This window comes from Mesorhizobium sp. M0239, from assembly GCF_040321815.1.
GTDB lineage: Bacteria > Pseudomonadota > Alphaproteobacteria > Rhizobiales > Rhizobiaceae > Mesorhizobium.
Genome location: NZ_JAMYSG010000014.1, coordinates 144,176 through 165,425, shown reverse-complemented (window position 1 = coordinate 165,425; position 21,250 = coordinate 144,176). Strand labels below are relative to the sequence as shown.

Below are 21,250 nucleotides of genomic sequence, written 5' to 3'. Positions count from 1 at the left end.
CGCCGCGCCATGGATCACAAGCCGGGAACCCGCGCAAATTCTGTTGAGGGCATGCCGTCGCTATTCAGCCGCCTCGGCGTAGTGTGCCGGCACGTAGTTGAGGATGGGGCCAAGCCAGCGCTCGACCTCGGCCAATGGCATCGCCTTGCGGCGTGCATAATCTTCGACCTGGTCGCGTTCGACCTTGGCGACGCCGAAATAGTAGCTTTCGGGATGCGACAGATAGATCCCCGACACGGACGAGCCCGGCCACATCGCATAGCTTTCGGTCAGGCTCACGCCCGCATTGCCCTCACCGTCAAGCAGCCGGAACAGCGTCGCCTTCTCGGTGTGATCCGGCTGCGCCGGATAGCCGGGCGCCGGACGGATGCCGCGGTAAGGTTCGCCGATCAGCTCGTCGGGCGCCAAGGCTTCGTCGGGAGTATAACCCCAGAATTCCTCGCGCACCTTCTCGTGCATGCGCTCGGCAAAGGCTTCGGCGAAGCGGTCCGCCAGCGCCTTGACCATGATCGACGAATAGTCGTCGTTCGCCCGCTCGAACCGTTCGGCGATCGCCACCTCCTCGATGCCGGCGGTGACGATGAAGCCGCCGATGTAGTCGGGCTTTCCGCTGTCGGCCGGCGCGACAAAATCCGACAGCGCGACATTGGCCTTGCCGTCGCGCTTGGTCAGTTGCTGGCGCAAGGTAAAGAAGGTCGCCAGTTCCTGCGACCGCTTTTCGTCCGTGAACAGCCTGATGTCGTCGCCGACGGCATTGGCCGGCCAGAAGCCGATGACGCCGCGCGGGGCGAACCATTTTTCGGCGATGATCTTTTTCAGCATCGCCTGCGCATCCTCGAACAGCTGGCGCGCGGCGGCGCCTTGCGCCTCGTCTTCGAGAATTTTGGGATAACGGCCCTTCAGCTCCCAGGTCTGGAAGAACGGCGTCCAATCGATGTAGCGCGCGAGTTCGGTGAGATCCCAGTTCTCGAACACCTTGACGCCGGTAAAAGACGGCTTCGGCGGCTCGTAGGCAGACCAGTCGATCCGGTGCGCATTGGCCCTCGCCTTGGCCAGCGGCAGCCGTTGCTTGTCGGCTTCGGAGCGGGCATGTGCATCCGCGACCTTCTTGTATTCGGTGCGCACCGTGTCGACATAGCCGCCCTTGCTCTCGTTCGACAGCAAGGACGACACGACGCCGACCGCCCGGCTGGCGTCGGTGACGTAGACCGTCTGCCCCTTGCTGTAGCGCGGGTGGATCTTCACCGCCGTGTGCACGCGGCTGGTCGTCGCGCCGCCGATCAGCAGCGGAATGTCGAAGCCTTCACGCTCCATCTCGGCGGCCATGTGCACCATTTCATCGAGGGATGGCGTGATCAGGCCGGACAGGCCGATGATGTCGACATTTTGGTCGCGCGCCGTCTGCAGGATTTTCGCTGCCGGCACCATGACGCCGAGATCGATGATCTCGTAATTGTTGCAGGCCAGCACGACGCCGACGATGTTCTTGCCAATATCGTGGACATCGCCCTTCACCGTCGCCATCAGGATCTTGCCCGCGGTCTGGCGTTCGCCATTGTCGATGCCGTTGGCGGCGTTGGCCACCTTCTCGGCCTCCATATGCGGCAGCAGCCCGGCCACCGCCTGCTTCATCACACGCGCCGACTTAACCACCTGCGGCAGGAACATCTTGCCCGCGCCGAACAGGTCGCCGACGACGTTCATGCCGGCCATCAGCGGGCCTTCGATGACATGGAGCGGGCGCTCGGCGGCAAGCCGCGCTTCCTCAGTGTCGGCGTCGATGAATTCGGTGATGCCGTTGACCAGTGCATGGCCGATCCGCTGTTCGACAGTCCATTCGCGCCAGGCGAGATCGCGCTCCTGCGCTTCCTTGCCGGCCGTGCCCTTGAAGCGTTCGGCGATCTCCAGCATGCGTTCGGTGGCGGTGCCGCCGGCCTTGGGCATGCGGTTGAGCACGACATCCTCGCAGGCTTCGCGCAGTGCCGGCTCGATCGTATCGTAGACGGCGAGCTGACCGGCATTGACGATGCCCATGTCCATGCCGCGCTGGATGGCATGGTAGAGGAACACGGCATGCATGGCCTCCCGCACCGGCTCGTTGCCGCGGAACGAGAAGGAGAGGTTCGACACACCGCCGGAAATGTGGACATGCGGCAGCGTCGCGGTGATCTCGCCCGCCGCCTCGATGAAGTCGACGCCGTAATTGTCGTGCTCCTCGATGCCGGTGGCGATGGCGAACACGTTCGGATCGAAGACGATGTCCTCGGGCGGGAAGCCGGCCTGTTCGGTCAAAAGCTTGTAGGCGCGGGTGCATATCTCCACCTTGCGCGCTTTGGTGTCGGCCTGGCCATCCTCGTCGAACGCCATGACGACCACGGCGGCGCCATAAGCGCGCACGAGCCTTGCATGATGCAGGAATGCCGCCTCGCCTTCCTTCATCGAGATGGAGTTGACCAGCGGCTTGCCCTGCACGCATTTCAGGCCAGCCTCGATGATCTCCCATTTGGAACTGTCGACCATGACCGGGACACGGGCGATGTCCGGTTCGGCGGCGATCAGGTTGAGATACTCCACCATCGCCTTCTTCGAATCGATCAGGCCTTCGTCCGTATTGATGTCGATGATCTGCGCGCCATTGGCGACCTGGTCGCGCGCCACGTCGAGCGCGGCGACATAGTCACCCGCCGTGATCAGCTTCCTGAACTTGGCCGACCCGGTAACATTGGTGCGCTCGCCTACATTGACGAAGGGAATTTCGTCCGTCAGCGTGAACGGCTCCAACCCGGACAGGCGCATCTTGCGCTCGATGTCGGGAATGGCGCGTGGCGGATACTTTTTCACCGCCTCGGCGATGGCGCGGATGTGCTCGGGCGTCGAACCGCAGCAGCCGCCGACGACATTGACCAGTCCCTCGCGGGCAAACTCCTCGATCTGCGCGGCCATGAAGTCCGGGCTCTCGTCATACCGACCGAATTCATTGGGCAGGCCGGCATTCGGATAGGCGCAGGTGAAGGTGTTGGCGACGCCTGAAATCTCGGCCAGATGCGCGCGCATGGCGTTGGCGCCGAGCGCGCAGTTGAGGCCGATGGTGAACGGGCTGGCGTGGCGCACCGAATGCCAGAAGGCCGTCGGCGTCTGGCCCGACAGCGTGCGGCCGGAGAGGTCCGTGATGGTGCCCGAAATCATCACCGGCAGGCGCACGCCCTTCTCGATGAAGATCTCTTCCGCTGCAAAGATCGCCGCCTTGGCGTTCAGCGTGTCGAAGATGGTCTCTATCAGGATGATGTCGGCGCCACCGTCGATCAGGCCGCGCAGCTGCTCGCCATAGGCGAGGCGCAGATCGTCGAAGGTCACGGCGCGATAGCCGGGATTGTTGACGTCGGGCGACATCGAGGCGGTGCGGTTGGTCGGCCCGAGTGCACCGGCGACAAAGCGGCGCTTGCCGTCCTGCTGCTCGGCCCGAACAGCGGCGCGCCGCACCAGCCGCGCGCCATCGCGGTTCAGCGCGTAGACGGCATCCTCCATGCCGTAATCGGCCTGGGCGATCGAGGTCGAGGAGAAGGTGTTGGTTTCGAGGATATCGGCGCCTGCGATGGCGTATTGATAGTGAATCTCCTCGATCGCCTTCGGCTGCGTCAGGATCAGAAGATCGTTGTTGCCTTGCTGGTGGCAGGCGCAGCCGGCGAAGGCCTCGCCGCGAAACTGGTCCTCGTCAAAGCCGAGGCCCTGGATCTGCGTGCCCATGGCGCCATCGAGGATGAGGATGCGTTCGCGTGCTGCTGCCGTCAGCGCGGCAAGCACTTCCGAGCCGTCCGGTTTTGCCGCGACGGGGCCGAACAAATCGTCCAGCGATGCAGAATTCTGCGACATTTTTTATCCCTTTGGCGACAGGCCTTTTCATGTCACATAAGGATATCTTTATGTCAATATACGGTAGGTGCGCGTGATTGTCACCCACCTGTCTCGAAGGCGGGGTCTGTGGCGCCGGTTTTCCGACGGACCTACGCTCTGTCGAAGCTTGCCAGGAAGCGGGCGAAGACCGGATTGAAGCGATCCGGCGAATCCCAGAACGGCGCGTGGCCGGATTTGTCGAGCAGATGGGCCTTGCCTTCCCATAGATTGGAGAATTTCACAGCGGAGACGAAATCGATGTTGACGAATGGCTCGTCGATGCCGTTCAGAACGGCGATCGGCGGCGTCTTGCCGGCCACGATCTCGCGCTGGTTCCGCCCGGTGCCGGCCGCGAACTTTTCGAACATCAGGCGCCGCGCCCTTCCATCGGTGCGCGCCACCGTGTCGATGAGAAACGGCTCGAACGGCTCGCCGCAGGTGCTGCGCGCATAGGCCTCGACATCCGCGTCAGTGAAGGTTTCCTGCCCGGCAAGGTGCATATGCGGGCTCGGCTTGAAGCCGTTGCCGACCTCCTCGGGCGAGACGGGCGGCGTGCCGGTGATCATCAGGCCAAGCAGGCCGGGAAAGCGGTCGATCATCTCAAGCCCGATATGGCCGCCGAGCGACCAGCCGAAGACGATGGCCTTGTCGATGCCGAGCAGCCCGAGCACTTCGGCCATGGCATCGGCATAGCCTTCCATGCTGTAGGAACGCTCCGGATCGATCGCATCGCCGGACGCTCCGTGGCCGGGCAGGTCCGGAGCGATGAGGTGGTAGCGCTCGCCCAACGGGCCGTCCAACTGGTTGCGGAAAACGGCACTGGAAGATGAATTGCCGTGGATCAGCATAACAGCGGTTCCCTGGCCACTGGTCTGGCGAACAGCGATCTTGCCGTGGCTGGTTTCAAGGGTCTTCTGCGAGATCGTCATTGTCCGCTCCGTCGGGAATTGCCCTGTTTTAATGCAGTTGCGCGGCAAAGCGCCACGGCTTCCAAACCTTTGCGGGAACCATCTTCCCGGCAAGGTTGCGTTGAAAAATCCTTTTCAAATAAGAACAATTATGCGTAGATTGTCAATTATCCAACTCCCGATGAACGGGAGGAAAACAGGGAACAGCACGATGAAGCCCAAATCCGCCGCAAGTCGAATCCGCCATATGCTGATGAGCACGACGCTGATCGGCATGTTTGCCGTGTCAGGCGCCCCCGCCTTTGCCGAAATCGTCAAGATCGGCCTGCTTGCGCCGCTGACCGGCCCTGCCGCGGCGGACGGCCAGGAATTCCAGCGCGGCGTGCAGATGGCCATCGACGAGGCCAACGCAGCCGGCGGCGTTGCCGGGGATACATTCGAACTGGTGGTCGGCGACGTCAAGGATCAGTCCGCCGGCAACGTCACCAGCGCGGTCGAGCGCCTGCTTGGCGATCCGGGCGTGCACTTCATGCTGACCGGCTATGCCAGCCTGACCAATTTCGAGATCGACAACATGGCCGAAGCGGAAATGCCCTACATGCTGGCGGCCACCTCGCAGCAGACCAGGGACATCATCGCGCCAAGCCCCGACAAATATATGTGCTGCTGGTCGCTGACGCCTTCCTTCGACGCCTACAACACCGACGTAACCCTGTTCGTCGAGAAGCTCGCGGCCGATGGCAAGATCACCCTGCCGACCAAGAAGGTCGCCATCATCTCGTCCGACAACGCCTATTCGAAGACCATCTCCGAAGGCATGAAGAAGACCTTCAAGGAGAAGGGCTGGACCATCACCGTCGACGAGATCGTGCCCTTCGGCGAAGTGACCGACTGGCGCTCGATCCTCGCCAAGGTGCGCGAGAACGTTCCCGATGTCGTCATCAACACTGACTATCTGCCCGGCAATTCGGCGTCGTTCCTGAACCAGTTCCTCGAGCAGCCGACCAAGAGCCTCGTCTTTTTGCAATATGCGCCGAGCGTTCCGGAATTCGTCGAGCTGACCGGCAAAAAGTCGGATGGTGTCATCTACAATCTGCTCGGCGGCGCGTTGACGACGCCGAAGAACCCGCGCGCCGACGAGGTGGCAGCCAAGTTCAAGGCAAAATACGGCGTCGAGAGCGGCACCTATGGCGTCGGCCTCTACGAAATGACCAATGTCTATTTCGACGCCGTCAAGAAAGTCGGCGGCGCGTCCGACCATCCGGCGATCATGAAGGCGCTGTCGGAAACCGACAAGCAGGTCGCCGAAGGGCGGCTTAAGTTCGATCCGGCCACCCACCTTGCCACGCAGGGCGACGACTATATCCCGATCACCTTCTTCCAGATCTGGGATGGCCAGCGCACGCTGATCTCGCCGGAGAAATACGCCACCGGCGCCTTCAAGCTACAGCCCTGGATGAAGTAGGGAATGGCCCTGCTTGAACTGGACGACGTGTCGAAGGCCTTCGGTTCGCTGAAGGCCGTCGACGGCGTGTCGTTCAAGGTCGAGGCCGGCGAGATCTTCGGCATCGCCGGCCCGAACGGCAGCGGCAAGAGCACACTGTTCAACATCATCACCGGCATCCCGTTCGGCCCCGACCGGGGCCAGATCCGCTTTGACGGCATTGCCATAAACGGCAAATCGGGACACGCCATCGCGCGCCTCGGCCTCGCCCGCACGTTTCAGCGCGAGACCAGCTTCGACGGGCTGACCGTGTTCGAGAACGCGCTGATCGGCGCCAGTTACGGCAAGCAGGAAAAGACAGCGGCCACGGCCCGCAATGCCGCCGCCGAGGCGCTGGAGTTCGTCGGCCTGGGATCTCAGTCGTTCGGCCGGCTTGCCGGCGAATTGTCTGTGTTCGAGCGCAAATGCCTGATGCTTGCCACCGCGATTGCCATGCAGCCGCGCATGCTCTTGCTCGACGAACCGGCGTCGAGCCTGACCAAACCCGAGATCGAGACGTCTATCGGCCTGATCCGCCGCACCGCCGAGCGCGGCATCACCATCCTTCTGATCGAGCACGTGCTGACCTTCCTGATGAGCCTTTCGCAGCATCTGCTGGTGCTCAACAATGGCCGCGTCCTGGCCGCTGGCGACCCGGCTGGCGTGATCGCGGACCCGCGCGTCATCGAAGCCTATCTCGGCACGAGGAGATCGGCGGCGTGAACCCCATTCTCAGCGTCGAAGGCGTCACCGCCGGCTATGGCCGCGTCACCGTGCTGCACGACATCTCGCTGGAGGCCGGCCGCTTCGGCAATGTCGGCCTGTTCGGCCCCAACGGCCATGGCAAGACGACGCTGCTGCGTGCGATCTCCGGGCTGCTGCAGCCGAAGAGCGGCCGCATCCTGTTCGACGGACAAGACATTGTCGGCCACAGCGCACGCGCCATCGTCGGCGCCGGCCTGATCCATGTGCCGCAAGGCAACCGGCTGTTTCCCGATCTCTCGATCGCCGACTGCATGGCGCTCGGCGCCTATTCGCCGCGGGCCCGGCCGCATGAGGCGGAGAACCGCGAGAAGGTGATCAAGCTGTTTCCGAAACTGGCGGAACGCTGGCGCCAGCGCGTGCGCACGCTGTCGGGCGGCGAGCGCCAGATGGTGTCGATCGGCACCGCGCTGATGAGCCATCCGCGCCTGCTGATCCTCGACGAGCCGACGCTTGGACTGGCGCCCAAGATCAAGGACGAGCTCTGCGCCTCCGTCATGGACATTTCGCGCGGCGGCGTGCCGCTGATCGTCGTCGAGCAGGATATCGAATTCCTGCTGGAGCTGACGCAGCAACTCTACCTCGTCAACCATGGCGCCGTGGCGACCGAGATCAAGCCGGGCGAAAGCCTCGACCACGGCGAGATCATGTCGATGTATTTTGGCCATTAGGAAAATCCGAAGATGAGCGCATTGGCGGAAATCCTGTTCGGCGGCCTGTTCCAGGGCTCGCTCTACGCCATGATGGCGGTCGGGCTCGCTCTGGTCTGGACGACGATCGGCGTGTTCAATTTCAGCCATGGCGTGTTCATGATGCTGGGCGCCTACATCGCCTGGCAGCTGGTCGAACTCGGCCTGCCGGCGGCGGTCGCCTTTCCCATCGCCGTCGTCGTCATGGCCGGCGTCGGCTGGATCCTGCAGGCGAGCGTCGTGCGGCCGCTGATCGGCCGGCCCAACATCGTGCTGGTCGTCGTCATCACCACGCTGGCGGCCGGGTCGCTGATCGAGAACGGCGCCTTGACCATCTGGGGACCGCGCTCGAAGCAGATCCCGGCGCTGATCGCCGGCAACACCACCATCGGCGGCGTCGGCGTCTCCCTGCACCAGATCGCCATCATCGTCATCACGCCGCTGATCCTGGCCGCACTTTGGATGTTCCTCAACCGCACGCGGCTGGGGCTGGCACTGCGCGCCGTGGCGCAGAACGAAGATGCCAGCCACCTTGTCGGGCTGAACGTCACCGCGCTCTATGGGCTGGCCTTTGCCATTGCCGCGTCGCTGGCCGGGCTCGCCGGCATCTTCATGGGCGGCTACCGCTTCATGTCGCCGGTGATGGGCAGCGACCCGCTGCTCAAGGCGCTGATCGTCGTCGTTTTCGGCGGCATATCGAGCATATCGGGCCCGATCTTCGCCGCCTATCTGATCGGCTTCTTCGAGGCCGCCTGCAGCTATTATTTCGGCCTGTACTGGACGCCGGCGCTGCTGTTCGGCGTGCTGATCCTGACCCTGATGGTGCGCCCCGAGGGCATCTTTGCCAGCCGCTCCCGAGGCCTAGCATGACCGACACGACATCGCTGATCGCGCCTGGCCACGCCGAGGCGGCAACCCCGATCGCTCCAGGCCGCACGCCGTGGAAGCAGGAGGCCATCGGCTTCGTGCTCGGCTTCGCGCTGCTGGCGCTGCTGCCGCTGATCTTCGGCGACACCTATGCCCGCCACATCCTGATCATGGCCTTCATCTATGCGATCGTCGCCTCGAATTGGGACCTCAGCCTCGGCTATGGCGGCGTCTTCAATTTCGGCCATCTGGCGCTGTTCGGCATCGGCGTCTATGCCTACAGCCTGCTGACCAAGCTGGCCGAATTCGACCCGTGGATCGCGCTGTTTGCCAGCGGTGTCATCGCAACCCTGGCGGCGATCCTGGTGACCATCCCGATCCTGCGGCTGAAGGGCATCTACATCATCCTGGTCACTTTCGGCTTCGCGCAGTTGGTCATGCAGGTGATCATCAGCCAGTCCGCCATCACCGGTGGCACGCAAGGGCTGGTGCGCATTCCCGGACTTTACGTGTTCGACCACAATATGGTCCGTGACGGCAAGTCAGCCTATTTCTACATCGCGCTGGCGCTGCTGGTGGCGAGCACGCTGTTCCTGCGCGTGTTCGTGCGCTCACGCGCCGGGGCCAGTATCGTCGCCTTGCGCGACAATGAGGAATACGCCGTCAGCCGCGGCGTCTCGATCGTCCGCCAGCGCATGCTGACGCTTGCCGCGAGCGCCTTCTTCACCGGCATCGCCGGCGCCTTCTACGCCGCCTACCAGCGCAATGCCTCGATCGACGTCTTCGGCATGAGCCTGGCGACCATCATCCTGTCGATGGTGCTGCTCGGCGGCACCAGCACCATTTACGGCGCCATCATCGCCTCCTTCGTGCTGACGATCTTCGCCGAATGGATGGCCGATTTCGGTGCGTGGCGGCCGATGATCACGGCGGTGCTGATCATCGGCGTGATGCTGGCCTACCCGAGCGGCCTGGTCGGCATGATCAAGGCTTCATGGGGCGCCGTCGCCGGACGCCTGAAACGCCCGGCCTGACCGTTTCGGAATAGCGGCTCCGCCTCAGCGGATGCCGCACCAGTCGATGACCGAAGCAGCGATCACCTTGGCGGTCTCGACCACCGATTCGACCTCGACATATTCGTCGGAACCGTGAAAACCGTCGCCCGACGGGCCGAAGATGACACCGTCGACGCCGGCGCCGGCATAGTGCGCGGCATCGCACACAGCGACGAAGCCGCGCGCCTGCGGCGCCTTGCCGACCATGGCCTTGCGCTTCATCAGCGAGGTCACCAGCGGATGATCGACCGGGGTGTTCATCGGCGGGAAATACAGCCCGCCGAGCTCCCATTGGATCGCAGGCGGGTTGTCGCGCAGCCACGCATCGGTCTGGGCGAAATGGTGGACGAACGTCTCGAAATCGCGGCGGTAGTCGGCCGAGTTCTCATCGGGCAGGAATTTCATGTCGAGATCGAGCACCGCGACGTCGGGAATGATGGCCGGGTTGGTCATGACGGTCGGCAGGCCGTGTTCGCCAAGGCCGGTGCCGCCATGCATGACGCCGATGTTGATCGTGTTCATACCGAGCGGCAGCAATGGATGCGATTTCGCCCGCGTCCGGTCCAGTTCATACTGGCGCACGGCGGCGATGAAGCGAGCGGCGATCTCGATGGCGTTGACGCCCGGCTCGAGCCGGTCCTTGTCGTGGCGCTGCGGATAAATCTCGTTGTAGCGCAGCGCCGAATGGGCGTTGCGGCCGCGGATCGTCACCCGCGCCCATTCGAGCCCGCCTTCGACGGGCAGGACATCGCCCCAGGTCGGTTCGGCGACCAGCACCGCCTTGGCGAGCTTGCCCTTCTTCACCGCGTCCATGGCGCCGAAGCCGCCGGCTTCCTCGTCGACGACGGAATGGATGGCCAGCCGGCCCTGCAGCGTGATGCCCGCCTTGCGGATCGCATGTGCTGCGGCGACGCAAGCGGCGACGCCGCCCTTCATGTCGACGGCGCCGCGGCCATAAAGGCGGCCATTGGTGATCTCGCCGCCGAACGGATCCACCGACCAGTCCTTCATCGCGCCGACCGGCACGACGTCGATGTGGCCGCACAGGATCAGGCTGCGGTCCTCGTCTCCCGCCCATTCGCCGACCAGATTGGGCCGGCCGGGCAAGGCATCCCATTGCTCGGTCTTGAACCCGTCCTGCCTGAGGATCGGTTCGAGCAGCGCCTGGACATCCGCCTCGCGGTTGATCGCCGGGTTGGGCTCGAATTTGGGGTTGACCGAAGGGATGCGAACCATGTCGCGGGTCAGGCCGATCAACCAGTCGCGATCGGTCTCGATCTCAGCCTGCACGGCATCGATGATGGTCTGGTTGTCGGGCATTGTCGCTTCCTTCTCTGCGTCGCGGCGCTTTGCAATCGCTGCACTGGGCGCAACGACACTATTTCCTTGTGGTTTTGGATTTGGCGGCGTCGTCGGCCGATGACGACAGGGCGGTATCGAGCGTGACCGCATTGGCGCTGCGGATCCTTTCGATGTCCTCGATGCGCTTGCGCACCCCGGCGCCGTGGCTCTCCAGCGCGTGGGCAAACACGGTTTCCATCTGGGCAACGGCCGTCGCCAGCGTGTCGAACGGCGAGTTGGCGTCGATCGCGGCGACCATGGTCAGGTCCGCTATGTCAGATATCGGCGACAGCCAGACATCGGTGAACAGCAGGATGGAGACGCCGCGCTCCTTGGCCTGCTGGGCAAAGCTCACCACGTCCGACTGGTAACGCCGGTAGTCGAACACGACGAGGAGGTCGCGCTTGCCAAGGTCGATCAACAGGTCGAAATCGGCGGGGCTCAACGAACCGATGTCGCGCACGCCGGAGCGGAACTGCAGGAGGTAGCCGGCCAGCATGGAGGCGATATGCCGGCTGAACCGGCCGCCCAGCAGCACGACCTGGCCCTTGCTCTCCAGCAGCATGTTGACGGCGCGCGTGTAGGCCTGCACCGGCACTGCCGTGCGGGTGCGCTCCAGGCTGTCTGAAACCGAATGGAAATAGGTAAGTGCGGTGCCTTCGCTGGAGCCGCCCGGACGCTTGGCCTCCATCATCAAAAGCGGCGAATGCAGCCTGGATTCGACTTCGGTGAGCAGGCGTGCCTGGAAGTCGGCAAAGCCGACATAGCCAAGCTTGGTCATCAGCCGCGTCACGCTCGGGTCGCTGACGCCGGCGCGCCGTGCCAGCCGGGTCGCGGTGCCCAGCCCCGACATCGGATAATCGGCGAGCAGGACCTGGACGATCTTCTCTTCCGCGGAGGTGAACGCCACGGTCGTATTGGCCAGTTCTTCGCGGATCGACATTGTCATCGCCTATCGTCGACGGAAAGACAATTATCTTACAATTTCGCACATGTTTGTCAAATTTGGAACTTTTCTTACAGAACCATCGAGAGTTCGGCATGACTTGCAATCCCATGACAGCCAAGCCAGTCGTGCAACACATCCACGTCGGCTCGAACGAGGGCTTGCGTCTATCTGAAGCTGGCGATGGGCAGGAACTTGACCGCTGAACCGGTGAAGCGTCGGTGATCGGAGGTCTGTCCTCGCGGCTGGAATCCATCGAGATAGATGTGCTCCGGCGCTGTGCGGATGAGATTGGCGGCAATGACGGACGCCGCCGCAGGGCTAGCTCCGCCGGCGATGCCACGACCCGTCTCAATCAGCCGGCCGGACAACGCTGCCGGCACGATGACCGCGGTGGCTTCGGGATCGAGATTTGGCTGGACACGGTCGGCCTTCGGGCTGGTCCTGACGCGATCTTCGGGCTTCGATTGGGCAACCGAGACCCGCTGGCCGGCCAACCCATTGTGGCCGTCATCGGCGTGGTTCAAGGCCAGCAAGGCAGCGACCGCATCGCCGGCTTTGTCTGCTTCAGGCTGGCGCATCGGGCTTGTCAAGCTTTCCGGTCGCCATGTCGGCAACGGGATGTTGAGCGCCACAAGGTCCGGCGCGCCGCTCGCGGGGCCGGCATCCGACTTGCCCGAGGGAATTTCAGCATCGGTTGCCGCTGGATTGGCCAGTTCGGCCCGCGCCGTGGAAGCGTTGGCTGTTGCAAGTTGCGCGATTTGCGGGGTCGGAATGCTGGTCGTTGGCCCGGTGCGCGGGGCGAAGGCTGGCAGCGGCACTGAGCCCGGCGCCATCGCCATGACGATCGCTTCAGGCGTCTTTCCTTCCGGCCCAATCGACGATTCTTCGACCCGATCGACGGAAGCCATCTGGATGTCAGCGCGCTGGGCATCCTGCGGCGGCACGATCGCGATGCCGGCGGGCCTGGGTTCAACGGACTTGGCCGGCTTGCGTGGCGCCGGCACCGCTTCGGCGACATCATCGGTCTCGTCCGCGCCGCGCCCGCCCAAAAGCGTCGCCAGCAGGCCGCGCGGCCTGCGTTGGCCGCCGTCGGCACTTGCCAGGTCGATGTTGGGCGCGCCGGTGCCCTTGCGCGACTTGTAGGCGGCAAACGCCTGCCCATAACCGGGCAGCGGTTTGCCGTCGCTCGGCACATGCAGCGTATTGCCGTTCGGGAATACCCTTGCGAGTTCCTGGCGGCTGATGCCAGGCCAATGCCGCACATTGCCGACATCCATATGTATGAAAGGCGAGCCGGAGGTCGGGTAATAGCCTACGCCGCCGCCCTGCATCTTGAGGCCGATGTCGCGCAGCTTCTTCAGCGGCACATCCGGCAGGAAGAAGTCCATCGCGCGGCCAACCATGTGTTGGCTTTCCCGAGCCACGCCCTTCGAGCGGCTGCGCAGCATGGCGTTCGTCGCTGGCGACCGATAGGCGCTGACCACGTGAATATAGGCTGTCGAGCCGCTGGCGCGATAGGCCTGCCAGACAAGATCGAGCAGGCGCGGATCCATCTTCGTCGGTTCGTTGCGACGCCAGTCGCGCAGCATCAAATTGATCTTCTTCAATCCCGCCGGATCATAGCGCCCATTGCGCTTGAACACGATTTCAGCCTTCTCGCCCGTATGGAGATGTTGAATCTTCAAAGCACGCGTCTCCGCGAACGCGCCGGTAACGAACAGACATAAGAACGCTGCCATGATGGCCGGCAGTGTCCAAAGACGGGAAGCACCGGGGGCGTTTTGCACGTTTTCGCTCACGTTCATGCCTTGCACGTTCTTTTGTTTCGGGCGGTTTTAGGTTCCGCCCAGATCAGGAGCCTTTCGGCCCTCTTCCTGACAAGCATGGACTTGACCGACGCAGACGGGCATCCATGCCACAATACGTCATGTCGATGAACAGCATCTTGGTTAACGAATCGTGTCTTGCCGGGAATGCGCTTCGGCTGGAGTTGCCTGTGGCAGCCATTTTCTGGAGCAATGCACCGCTGATGAGGTCCGCCAGCACGACGGCCGCGCCGTTCCCGTGTAGCCGCCTCGCCCTTGCAAATGCAGAGGACGAATGTGCGGCAACAAGGATGTTGGAAACTGGTGCTGCGAGAGAGGATTGAACTCTCGACCTCTCCCTTACCAAGGGAGTGCTCTACCACTGAGCTACCGCAGCCGCTGATGGCGGGGCTTCTGCCATATCGAACCGGCAAGCGCAAGGCCAAGCGCAACGCTTCTGTGAAAGCCTTTGCCGGATAGCTTTTAATGACATGGGGGCGCCACAATGTTGGCTATCCCTGAATGGCGGGCTGGCTGCTCACGGGCCAGAGCGGGACAATGGATGACAAGGCAATTCCAGTGAAAAAGGATGGTCCACCGAATAACAGCGCAACAATCCGCAAGGATCGGCTGGCAGAGCAATTGCGCGCCAATCTGCAGAAGCGCAAGGCGCAGTCACGCTCGCGGCGCACCGGAGATGCAGATCAACGGCCGGACGGGCTCGCTGCATCGAAGGAAATACAAAAAGATTAACTCAAATCGGCCACTCTTGGCCCGGGGTGGGCGAAATCCCATTTCTTGAACCAGCGTAATTCTTGAACCAGATCGGCCAATGGTCTAGACGGGCCGCTACTCAAACGATTGAACCGGCCCTGTTTGGCCGAGAGGGACTTTCTTCCATGGATCGCATCAGAATTGTCGGGGGCAACCAGCTCTCCGGAAGCATTCCGATCTCGGGCGCGAAAAACGCGGCGTTGCCTTTGATGATCGCCTCGCTTTTGACCGACGACACGCTGACGCTGGAAAACGTGCCGCATCTGGCCGATGTCGAGCAACTGATCCGCATCCTGGGCAACCACGGCGTCGATTATTCGGTCAATGGCCGCCGCGAGAAGCAGAATGAGGGCTATTCGCGCACCATCAACTTCTCCGCCCGCAACATCGTCGACACCACAGCGCCCTACGAGCTGGTGTCGAAGATGCGCGCCTCGTTCTGGGTGATCGGCCCGCTGCTGGCCCGCATGGGCGAAGCAAAAGTGTCGCTGCCGGGCGGTTGCGCCATCGGCACGCGGCCGGTCGATCTGTTCCTCGAGGGCCTGCAGGCGCTGGGTGCCGACATCGACGTCGACACCGGCTATGTCATCGCCAAGACAAGGAATGGCCGCCTTGTCGGCAACCGCTATATCTTCCCGAAGGTCTCGGTCGGCGCCACCCATGTGCTGATGATGGCCGCGGCGCTCGCCAAGGGCGAGACGGTGCTGGAAAACGCGGCTTGCGAGCCCGAGATCGTCAACCTCGCCGAGTGCCTCAATGCCATGGGTGCGAAGATTTCCGGCGCCGGCACGCCGACAATCACCATCGACGGCGTCGAATCGCTCTCCGGTGCGCGCGTACGCGTCATTCCCGACCGCATCGAGACCGGCACCTATGCCATGGCCGTCGCCATGACCGGCGGCGACGTCGTGCTCGAAGGTGCGCGTCCGGATCTGCTGCAGACCGCACTGGACGTGATCGCCCAGACGGGTGCGGAGATCACGCCGACCAATTCCGGCATTCGTGTGAGGCGCAACGGCGCCGGCATTGCGCCGGTCGACGTGACGACGGCGCCGTTTCCGGCCTTCCCGACCGATTTGCAGGCGCAGTTCATGGGCCTGATGACGATGGCCAAGGGCAAGTCGCGGATCACCGAGACGATCTTCGAGAACCGCTTCATGCATGTGCAGGAACTGGCGCGGCTCGGCGCTCACATCACCCTTTCGGGCCAGACGGCGATCGTCGACGGCGTGCCGAAACTGAAGGGCGCGCCGGTCATGGCGACCGATCTTCGCGCCTCTGTCTCGCTGGTCATCGCCGGCCTGGCGGCGGAAGGCGAGACCACGGTCAACCGGGTCTATCATCTCGACCGTGGCTTTGAGCGGCTGGAAGAAAAGCTATCCAACTGCGGCGCGGTGATCGAGCGGATTTCCGCATAGGCCAATCGCAAGGCCTCGCGGTGCGGTTGCGCGGACGGGAAAGACCGCCTAACAGAAGGTTCAGTTATCAACCTTCAGGTGCGAAATCCGCATGACTGCCCTTAAGCTTATCGCGCTCGACGATCAGGATCTGAGCATCGTTTCGGCCCATGTCCAGGATGCCGTGATGAAGGTCAGCGACCTCGAATTCCTGCCTGCGGCCAAGCGTTTCCTGCTGACCATGAACCGTTTCGTCTGGGAGGCCAAATCCGGCCTGTTTCGCCAGCACAATGAGCGGCGGCAGGCGGTGCTGCATTTCGACCGGGTGCTCGGCGCCAAGACCAACGGCATCGCCCGCGACAAGCCCAATGAGGTCCTGTCGCTGCTGGCGATCAGCTTCATCGAGATCAGCAAGCCGGCGGGCATCGTCGAGCTGATCTTTGCCGGCGGCGGCACGATCATGCTCGACGTCGAATGCATCGAGGCGCGCCTTGCCGATATTGGCGGGGCGTGGGAAGCCACCTCGCGCCCCATCCACAAGGCCTGAGCGTCCGATGGCCATCAAGCTTCGTCAGTCCGACGCCGATTTCGAGCAGCGTTTCGCCGCCTTCCTGTTGACCAAGCGGGAAGTGTCCGCCGACGTTGATGCCGCGGTGCGCGACATCATCGCGCGCGTGCGCGCCGAAGGCGACGCGGCGCTGATCGACTATTCACAGAAATTCGATCGCGCCGATCTGACTGGATTGGGCATCGCCGTCTCGAAGGACGACATCGCCCAGGCCTACACGGCCGCCGATCCAAAGACGATCGAGGCGCTGGAATTCGCGCGCGACCGCATCCGCTCGCATCATGAGCGGCAGCGACCAAAGGATGACCGCTATACGGATGCCGCCGGCGTCGAGCTCGGCTGGCGCTGGACGGCGGTCGAGGCGGTCGGGCTCTATGTGCCGGGCGGCACGGCGAGCTATCCAAGCTCGGTGCTGATGAACGCCGTGCCGGCCAAGGTGGCCGGCGTCGAGCGCATCGTCATGGTCGTACCGGCGCCGGGCGGCATCATCAATCCGCTGGTGCTGGTGGCGGCCGACATATCAGGCGTGTCGGAAATCTACCGAGTCGGCGGCGCGCAGGCGATCGCCGCCCTTGCCTACGGCACCCGGACTATAAAGCCGGTCGCCAAGATCGTCGGCCCGGGCAATGCCTATGTCGCGGCGGCCAAGCGCCAGGTATTCGGCACCGTCGGCATCGACATGATCGCCGGTCCCTCGGAAGTGCTCGTCGTGGCCGACGGCAGCAATGATCCGGACTGGATCGCTGCCGACCTGCTCGCCCAGGCCGAGCACGACACATCGGCGCAGTCGATCCTGGTCACCGACGATCCGGCCTTCGGCATCGCTGTCGAACAAGCGGTCGAGCGCCAGTTGCAGAGCCTGCCGCGGGCCGAAACGGCTGCGGCGAGCTGGCGCGATTTTGGCGCCGTGATCCTGGTTCCAACCATTGAATCCGCGCTGCCGCTGGTCGACCGCATCGCCGCCGAACATGTCGAACTGGCCATCGACGATACCGAGGGTTTCCTGGCGCGGATGCGCAATGCCGGTGCCGTCTTTCTCGGCCGCCACACGCCGGAAGCCATCGGCGACTATGTCGGTGGTTCCAATCATGTGCTGCCGACGGCCAGATCGGCGCGTTTCTCGTCGGGCCTTTCCGTGCTCGATTTCGTCAAGCGCACGTCGATCCTCAAGCTTGGACCGGAGCAGTTGCGTATCTTGGCGCCGGCGGCGATTGCGCTCGCCAAGGCGGAAGGCCTTGAGGCGCATGGACGCTCCGTCGCCATACGGTTGAACATGTAGGCGGCGATGTCTGGCCCCGATCAAACCCGCGCCAGGCTGATCGATGTCGAACTCGATGAATCGATCGGCCGGTCGACACCCGATGTCGAGCATGAACGCGCGGTGGCGATCTTCGACCTGATCGAGGAGAACAGTTTTCAGCCCGTCAATGACAGCGGCGACGGCCCTTACCGGCTGAAACTGTCGCTGGCCGAGCAGCGCCTGGTGTTTGCCGTGGCGCGCGAGGATGGCACCGCCGTCGTCACTCATATCCTGTCGCTGACGCCGCTCAGGCGCATCGTCAAGGATTACTATATGATCTGCGAAAGCTACTACGACGCCATCCGTTCCTCGACGCCGAGCCACATCGAGGCGATCGACATGGGCCGCCGCGGCCTGCACAATGAAGGTTCGCAGACGCTGATGGACCGGCTATCCGGCAAGATCGACATAGACTTCGATACGGCGCGCCGGCTGTTCACGCTGGTCTGCGTACTGCACTGGCGGGGCTAGCCCTGGCACCCGGCGCCCTGCCCCGTTCGATCCTGTTCCTGTGCGGCATGAATGCCGTGCGCTCGCCAATGGCAGAGCAGCTGGCGCGCCGCATGCTGCCCGCCGCCATCTTTGTCGCTTCGGCCGGCGTTCGCGCCGGCGAGCGCGATCCGTTCGTCGATGCGGTGCTTGCCGAGGAAGGCCTGTCGTTGGGCGAGCGTCACCCACGGACCATGGACGATCTCGAGGACGATTATTTCGACCTCATCGTCACGCTGGCGCCGGAAGCGCACCACGCCGCACTTGAACTCACCCGCTCGCTCGCTGTCGAGGTCGAATACTGGCCGACGCCGGACCCGACCGACGCCGCCGGCACGCGCGAACAGATCATGGCGGCCTACCGGGACGTGCGCGAGCGCCTGAAAGCGCGGATCGGGCGTCGATTCACACCTCCGGAGGCCGCCGATTAAGCGTGTTCACAAGCGGACGATTATCATATAGGTTCCGCCGAAATTCCGGCCAGGGCGCTGGAACTACCATCCAAGCAAAGGTATCGAATGCCGAAGGAAGAAGTCCTCGAGTTTCCGGGTGTCGTGACGGAATTGTTGCCGAACGCGATGTTCCGGGTAAAGCTCGAAAACGAACACGAAATCATCGCCCATACGGCCGGCCGCATGCGCAAGAACCGCATCCGCGTGCTGACCGGCGACAAGGTTCTGGTCGAGATGACGCCATACGACCTGACCAAGGGCCGCATCACCTATCGTTTCAAGTAAGCAAAGCCCGACTGGTCCGCGATGAGCATTTTGCAGAAGCTGGTGCTTGCCTCGGGTTCGCCGCGCCGAATCGAGCTCTTGCAGCAGGCCGGCATCGAGCCGGACCGCGTGCTGCCGGCCGATGTCGACGAAACGCCGCTGCGTGCAGAGCATCCGCGCTCGCTGGCCAAGCGGCTGTCGAAGGAAAAGGCCGAGAAGGCGTTCGCGTCGCTGAAAACCGAAGCCGACTACGCGCCGGGCTTCGTGCTGGCCGCGGATACGGTCGTCGCCGTCGGGCGGCGCATCCTGCCCAAGGCAGAAACCCTCGACGACGCCGCCAACTGCCTCGGGCTGTTGTCGGGCCGTTCGCACCGGGTCTATTCCGGCATCTGCCTGATCACCCCGGGCGGCAAGCTGCGTCAGCGGCTGGTCGAGACGCGGGTGCGCTTCAAGCGGCTGCCGCGCGAGGAGATCGACGCCTATGTCGCGTCGGGCGAATGGCGCGGCAAAGCGGGTGGTTACGCCGTCCAGGGCCTCGCTGGTGCCTTCGTCGTCAAGCTGGTCGGTTCCTACACCAATATCGTCGGGCTGCCGCTCTATGAGACCGTGGCGCTGTTGAGCGGCGAGGGCTTCAAGGTGCATGGCGGCTGGCTGGCGGGACCCCGGCTGTGAATTCCGACTCCAAGGTCACACCCTTGCGCCCGAAGCGCCCCTGCCCCGAATGCGGCAAGCCCTCGGCGCGCGACACCTTTCCGTTCTGCTCGACGCGCTGCAAGGACATCGACCTCAACCGCTGGCTGAAGGGCGCCTATGTCATCAAGGCCCGCGACGACGAGGAAGAAACGGACCCCGACGATCCGAAATAGGTCGTCAGGCGGCTTCGATCTTGCGCCTCACACGCGCCCAGGCTGGCAGCCAGTCGCCGTGGGCGGCGAGGAGATCGTCGACCAGTGACCAGATCTGATCGAGATCGAGTTCGGCCGCAGTATGCGGATCCATCATCGCCGCATGGTAGATGTGCTCGCGGTTCTCCGTCATCAGCGCCCGCACCGTCAGTTCCTGCACGTTGATGTTGGTGCGGATCAGCGCGGTCAATTGCGGCGGCAGCTCGCCGATATAGGTCGGCTGGATGCCGGAGGCATCGACTAGGCACGGCACTTCGGCGGCACAGTCCCTGGGCAGCGAGGTGATGCAGCCATTGTTGCGGACGTTGCCGTAGATCACCGAAGGTTCGCCGGTCCAGACAGAATTCATGATCGAGGAGGCATATTCCCGGGACTGCTCGACCTCGATGCGGTCGGCCGAGCGATAGGCTTCCGCCTGCCCCTTCCAGCGCTCGATCTGCTCGATGCAGCGCTTGGGATATTCGTCCAGCGGGATGCCGTACTTCTCGATCAGGTCCGGGCGGCCTTCCTTGATGAAATAGGGCGTGTATTCGGCGAAATGTTCCGAGCTCTCGGTGACGAAATAGCCGAGCCGGGTCAGCATCTCGTAGCGCACCTTGTTGGGACAGCGCGGATTCCAGCCGGGCTTGGGCGCGCGGCCTTCGCGATAGGCGCGCACGAGATCGGGATAAAGGTCGCGGTAGGAACCGTCCGGCTGGCGATGCTCGAACTTCAGATAGAACGCCATGTGGTTGATGCCGGCCGAGCGATAGCGGATCTCTTCGTACGGAAGGTCGAGATCGTGCGCCAGCTCCATTGCCGTACCCTGCACCGAATGGCAGAGACCGACCTGCCTGATGTCAGGGTATTTCTCCGCTATCGCCCAGGTGTTGATCGCCATCGGGTTGACATATTGCAGCATGATCGCCTGCGGGCAGACGGCGAGCATATCTTCGCAGACCTTCCAAAGATGTGGCACGGTTCTCAAACCGCGCATGATGCCGCCGACGCCCAGCGTGTCGGCGATCGTCTGGCGCAGGCCGTATTTCTTCGGCACCTCGAAGTCGGTGACCGTGCAGGGCTCATAGCCGCCGATCTGGAAGGCGACGACGACGAAATCGGCGTCGGCCAGCGCCTTGCGCTGGTCCGAATGGGTCTCGGTCTTCGCCTTGACGCCCAACGTCGCGATCAGCTTGTTGACGACAATGGCGCTCTCTTCCAGCCGTTGCGGATTGATGTCCATCAGCGCGATCGTCGCGCCGGAAAGCGACGGGCGCTGCAGCACGTCGCCGACAATGTTCTTCATGAACACCGTCGAGCCGGCGCCGATGAACGTGATCTTGGGACTTCTTGCCATGCTAACCTCCGGCAT

At 63.4% G+C, this 21,250-nt stretch carries 20 protein-coding genes and 1 tRNA gene; 14 read left to right on the top strand and 7 right to left on the bottom strand.

Annotated elements, in window-relative coordinates:
* Nucleotides 1-60: 60 nt before the first annotated feature.
* Both metH and NKI99_RS16970 read right to left on the bottom strand, forming a co-directional pair.
* Nucleotides 61-3,870, bottom strand: coding sequence for a methionine synthase (metH, locus tag NKI99_RS16975; RefSeq protein ID WP_352611471.1), 3,810 nt, complete (start codon nt 3,868-3,870; stop codon nt 61-63).
* 131 nt (nt 3,871-4,001) lie between these two features.
* Nucleotides 4,002-4,820, bottom strand: coding sequence for an alpha/beta fold hydrolase (locus NKI99_RS16970; protein ID WP_352553706.1), 819 nt, complete (start codon nt 4,818-4,820; stop codon nt 4,002-4,004).
* A 190-nt stretch (nt 4,821-5,010) separates the two neighbouring features.
* Between NKI99_RS16970 and NKI99_RS16965 the strand changes: the two genes are divergently transcribed.
* From NKI99_RS16965 to NKI99_RS16945, 5 genes are read left to right on the top strand one after another with little or no spacing between them, the layout of a single operon-like run.
* Nucleotides 5,011-6,264 carry an ABC transporter substrate-binding protein gene (locus NKI99_RS16965; RefSeq protein WP_352611470.1) on the top strand — a complete coding sequence of 418 codons (1,254 nt, stop codon included), beginning with the start codon at nt 5,011-5,013 and terminating at the stop codon, nt 6,262-6,264.
* 3 nt (nt 6,265-6,267) lie between these two features.
* On the top strand, nt 6,268-7,005 hold the full coding sequence (locus NKI99_RS16960; RefSeq protein WP_352611469.1) for an ABC transporter ATP-binding protein: 738 nt from the start codon (nt 6,268-6,270) through the stop codon (nt 7,003-7,005).
* Entirely contained in the window at nt 7,002-7,715 is a 714-nt protein-coding gene (locus NKI99_RS16955) for an ABC transporter ATP-binding protein (RefSeq protein ID WP_136617183.1), read from the top strand. Before NKI99_RS16960 ends, NKI99_RS16955 begins: the two co-directional genes overlap by 4 nt.
* A gap of 12 nt (nt 7,716-7,727) precedes the next feature.
* A complete protein-coding gene (locus NKI99_RS16950; protein WP_126067682.1) occupies nt 7,728-8,603 on the top strand; it encodes a branched-chain amino acid ABC transporter permease in 876 nt (291 codons plus the stop codon).
* Nucleotides 8,600-9,634 (top strand): branched-chain amino acid ABC transporter permease, encoded by a 1,035-nt coding sequence (locus NKI99_RS16945; RefSeq protein ID WP_352441065.1) that lies wholly within the window; start codon nt 8,600-8,602, stop codon nt 9,632-9,634. The genes NKI99_RS16950 and NKI99_RS16945 overlap by 4 nt, the downstream gene beginning before the upstream one ends.
* 24 nt (nt 9,635-9,658) lie before the next feature.
* Here the strand turns inward: NKI99_RS16945 and NKI99_RS16940 are convergent, their stop codons facing one another.
* The 4 genes from NKI99_RS16940 to NKI99_RS16925 form a co-directional block, all read right to left on the bottom strand.
* On the bottom strand, nt 9,659-10,975 hold the full coding sequence (locus NKI99_RS16940; protein WP_352441067.1) for a M20 family metallopeptidase: 1,317 nt from the start codon (nt 10,973-10,975) through the stop codon (nt 9,659-9,661).
* 58 nt (nt 10,976-11,033) lie between these two features.
* On the bottom strand, nt 11,034-11,939 hold the full coding sequence (locus NKI99_RS16935) for a MurR/RpiR family transcriptional regulator (RefSeq protein ID WP_128302676.1): 906 nt from the start codon (nt 11,937-11,939) through the stop codon (nt 11,034-11,036).
* Nucleotides 11,940-12,109: 170 nt separating this feature from the next.
* Nucleotides 12,110-13,750 (bottom strand): peptidoglycan L,D-endopeptidase MepK, encoded by a 1,641-nt coding sequence (locus NKI99_RS16930; RefSeq protein WP_502895929.1) that lies wholly within the window; start codon nt 13,748-13,750, stop codon nt 12,110-12,112.
* Nucleotides 13,751-14,072: 322 nt separating this feature from the next.
* Nucleotides 14,073-14,147: transfer RNA gene (locus NKI99_RS16925), tRNA-Thr, on the bottom strand.
* Between the two features lie 161 nt (nt 14,148-14,308).
* Between NKI99_RS16925 and NKI99_RS16920 the strand changes: the two genes are divergently transcribed.
* From NKI99_RS16920 to yacG, 9 genes are all read left to right on the top strand, one after another.
* Nucleotides 14,309-14,503, top strand: a complete 195-nt coding sequence (locus tag NKI99_RS16920) for a hypothetical protein (protein ID WP_023809256.1) — start codon at nt 14,309-14,311, stop codon at nt 14,501-14,503.
* 146 nt (nt 14,504-14,649) lie between these two features.
* Nucleotides 14,650-15,942, top strand: coding sequence for a UDP-N-acetylglucosamine 1-carboxyvinyltransferase (gene murA, locus NKI99_RS16915; protein ID WP_023809257.1), 1,293 nt, complete (start codon nt 14,650-14,652; stop codon nt 15,940-15,942).
* Nucleotides 15,943-16,033: 91 nt separating this feature from the next.
* Nucleotides 16,034-16,468 (top strand): DUF2948 family protein, encoded by a 435-nt coding sequence (locus tag NKI99_RS16910; RefSeq protein ID WP_023809258.1) that lies wholly within the window; start codon nt 16,034-16,036, stop codon nt 16,466-16,468.
* Nucleotides 16,469-16,475: 7 nt separating this feature from the next.
* Nucleotides 16,476-17,768 carry a histidinol dehydrogenase gene (hisD, locus tag NKI99_RS16905; protein ID WP_352611468.1) on the top strand — a complete coding sequence of 431 codons (1,293 nt, stop codon included), beginning with the start codon at nt 16,476-16,478 and terminating at the stop codon, nt 17,766-17,768.
* 6 nt (nt 17,769-17,774) lie between these two features.
* A complete protein-coding gene (locus tag NKI99_RS16900; protein ID WP_013530198.1) occupies nt 17,775-18,260 on the top strand; it encodes a UPF0262 family protein in 486 nt (161 codons plus the stop codon).
* Nucleotides 18,248-18,709 carry an arsenate-mycothiol transferase ArsC gene (locus NKI99_RS16895; RefSeq protein WP_081734750.1) on the top strand — a complete coding sequence of 154 codons (462 nt, stop codon included), beginning with the start codon at nt 18,248-18,250 and terminating at the stop codon, nt 18,707-18,709. The genes NKI99_RS16900 and NKI99_RS16895 overlap by 13 nt, the downstream gene beginning before the upstream one ends.
* Before the next feature lie 87 nt (nt 18,710-18,796).
* The gene (gene infA / locus NKI99_RS16890) at nt 18,797-19,015 is read left to right on the top strand and encodes a translation initiation factor IF-1 (RefSeq protein WP_006200926.1); all 219 of its coding nucleotides are present in this window, start codon (nt 18,797-18,799) and stop codon (nt 19,013-19,015) included.
* Nucleotides 19,016-19,036: 21 nt separating this feature from the next.
* Nucleotides 19,037-19,666: a Maf-like protein gene (locus NKI99_RS16885; protein ID WP_128302679.1), complete on the top strand. Its 630-nt coding sequence runs from the start codon at nt 19,037-19,039 to the stop codon at nt 19,664-19,666.
* Nucleotides 19,663-19,860 (top strand): DNA gyrase inhibitor YacG, encoded by a 198-nt coding sequence (yacG, locus tag NKI99_RS16880; protein WP_128302680.1) that lies wholly within the window; start codon nt 19,663-19,665, stop codon nt 19,858-19,860. The genes NKI99_RS16885 and yacG overlap by 4 nt, the downstream gene beginning before the upstream one ends.
* A 4-nt stretch (nt 19,861-19,864) precedes the next feature.
* Here yacG and NKI99_RS16875 read toward each other — a convergent pair whose 3' ends face one another.
* Entirely contained in the window at nt 19,865-21,235 is a 1,371-nt protein-coding gene (locus NKI99_RS16875; protein ID WP_128302681.1) for an alpha-glucosidase/alpha-galactosidase, read from the bottom strand.
* Nucleotides 21,236-21,250 lie beyond the last annotated feature (15 nt).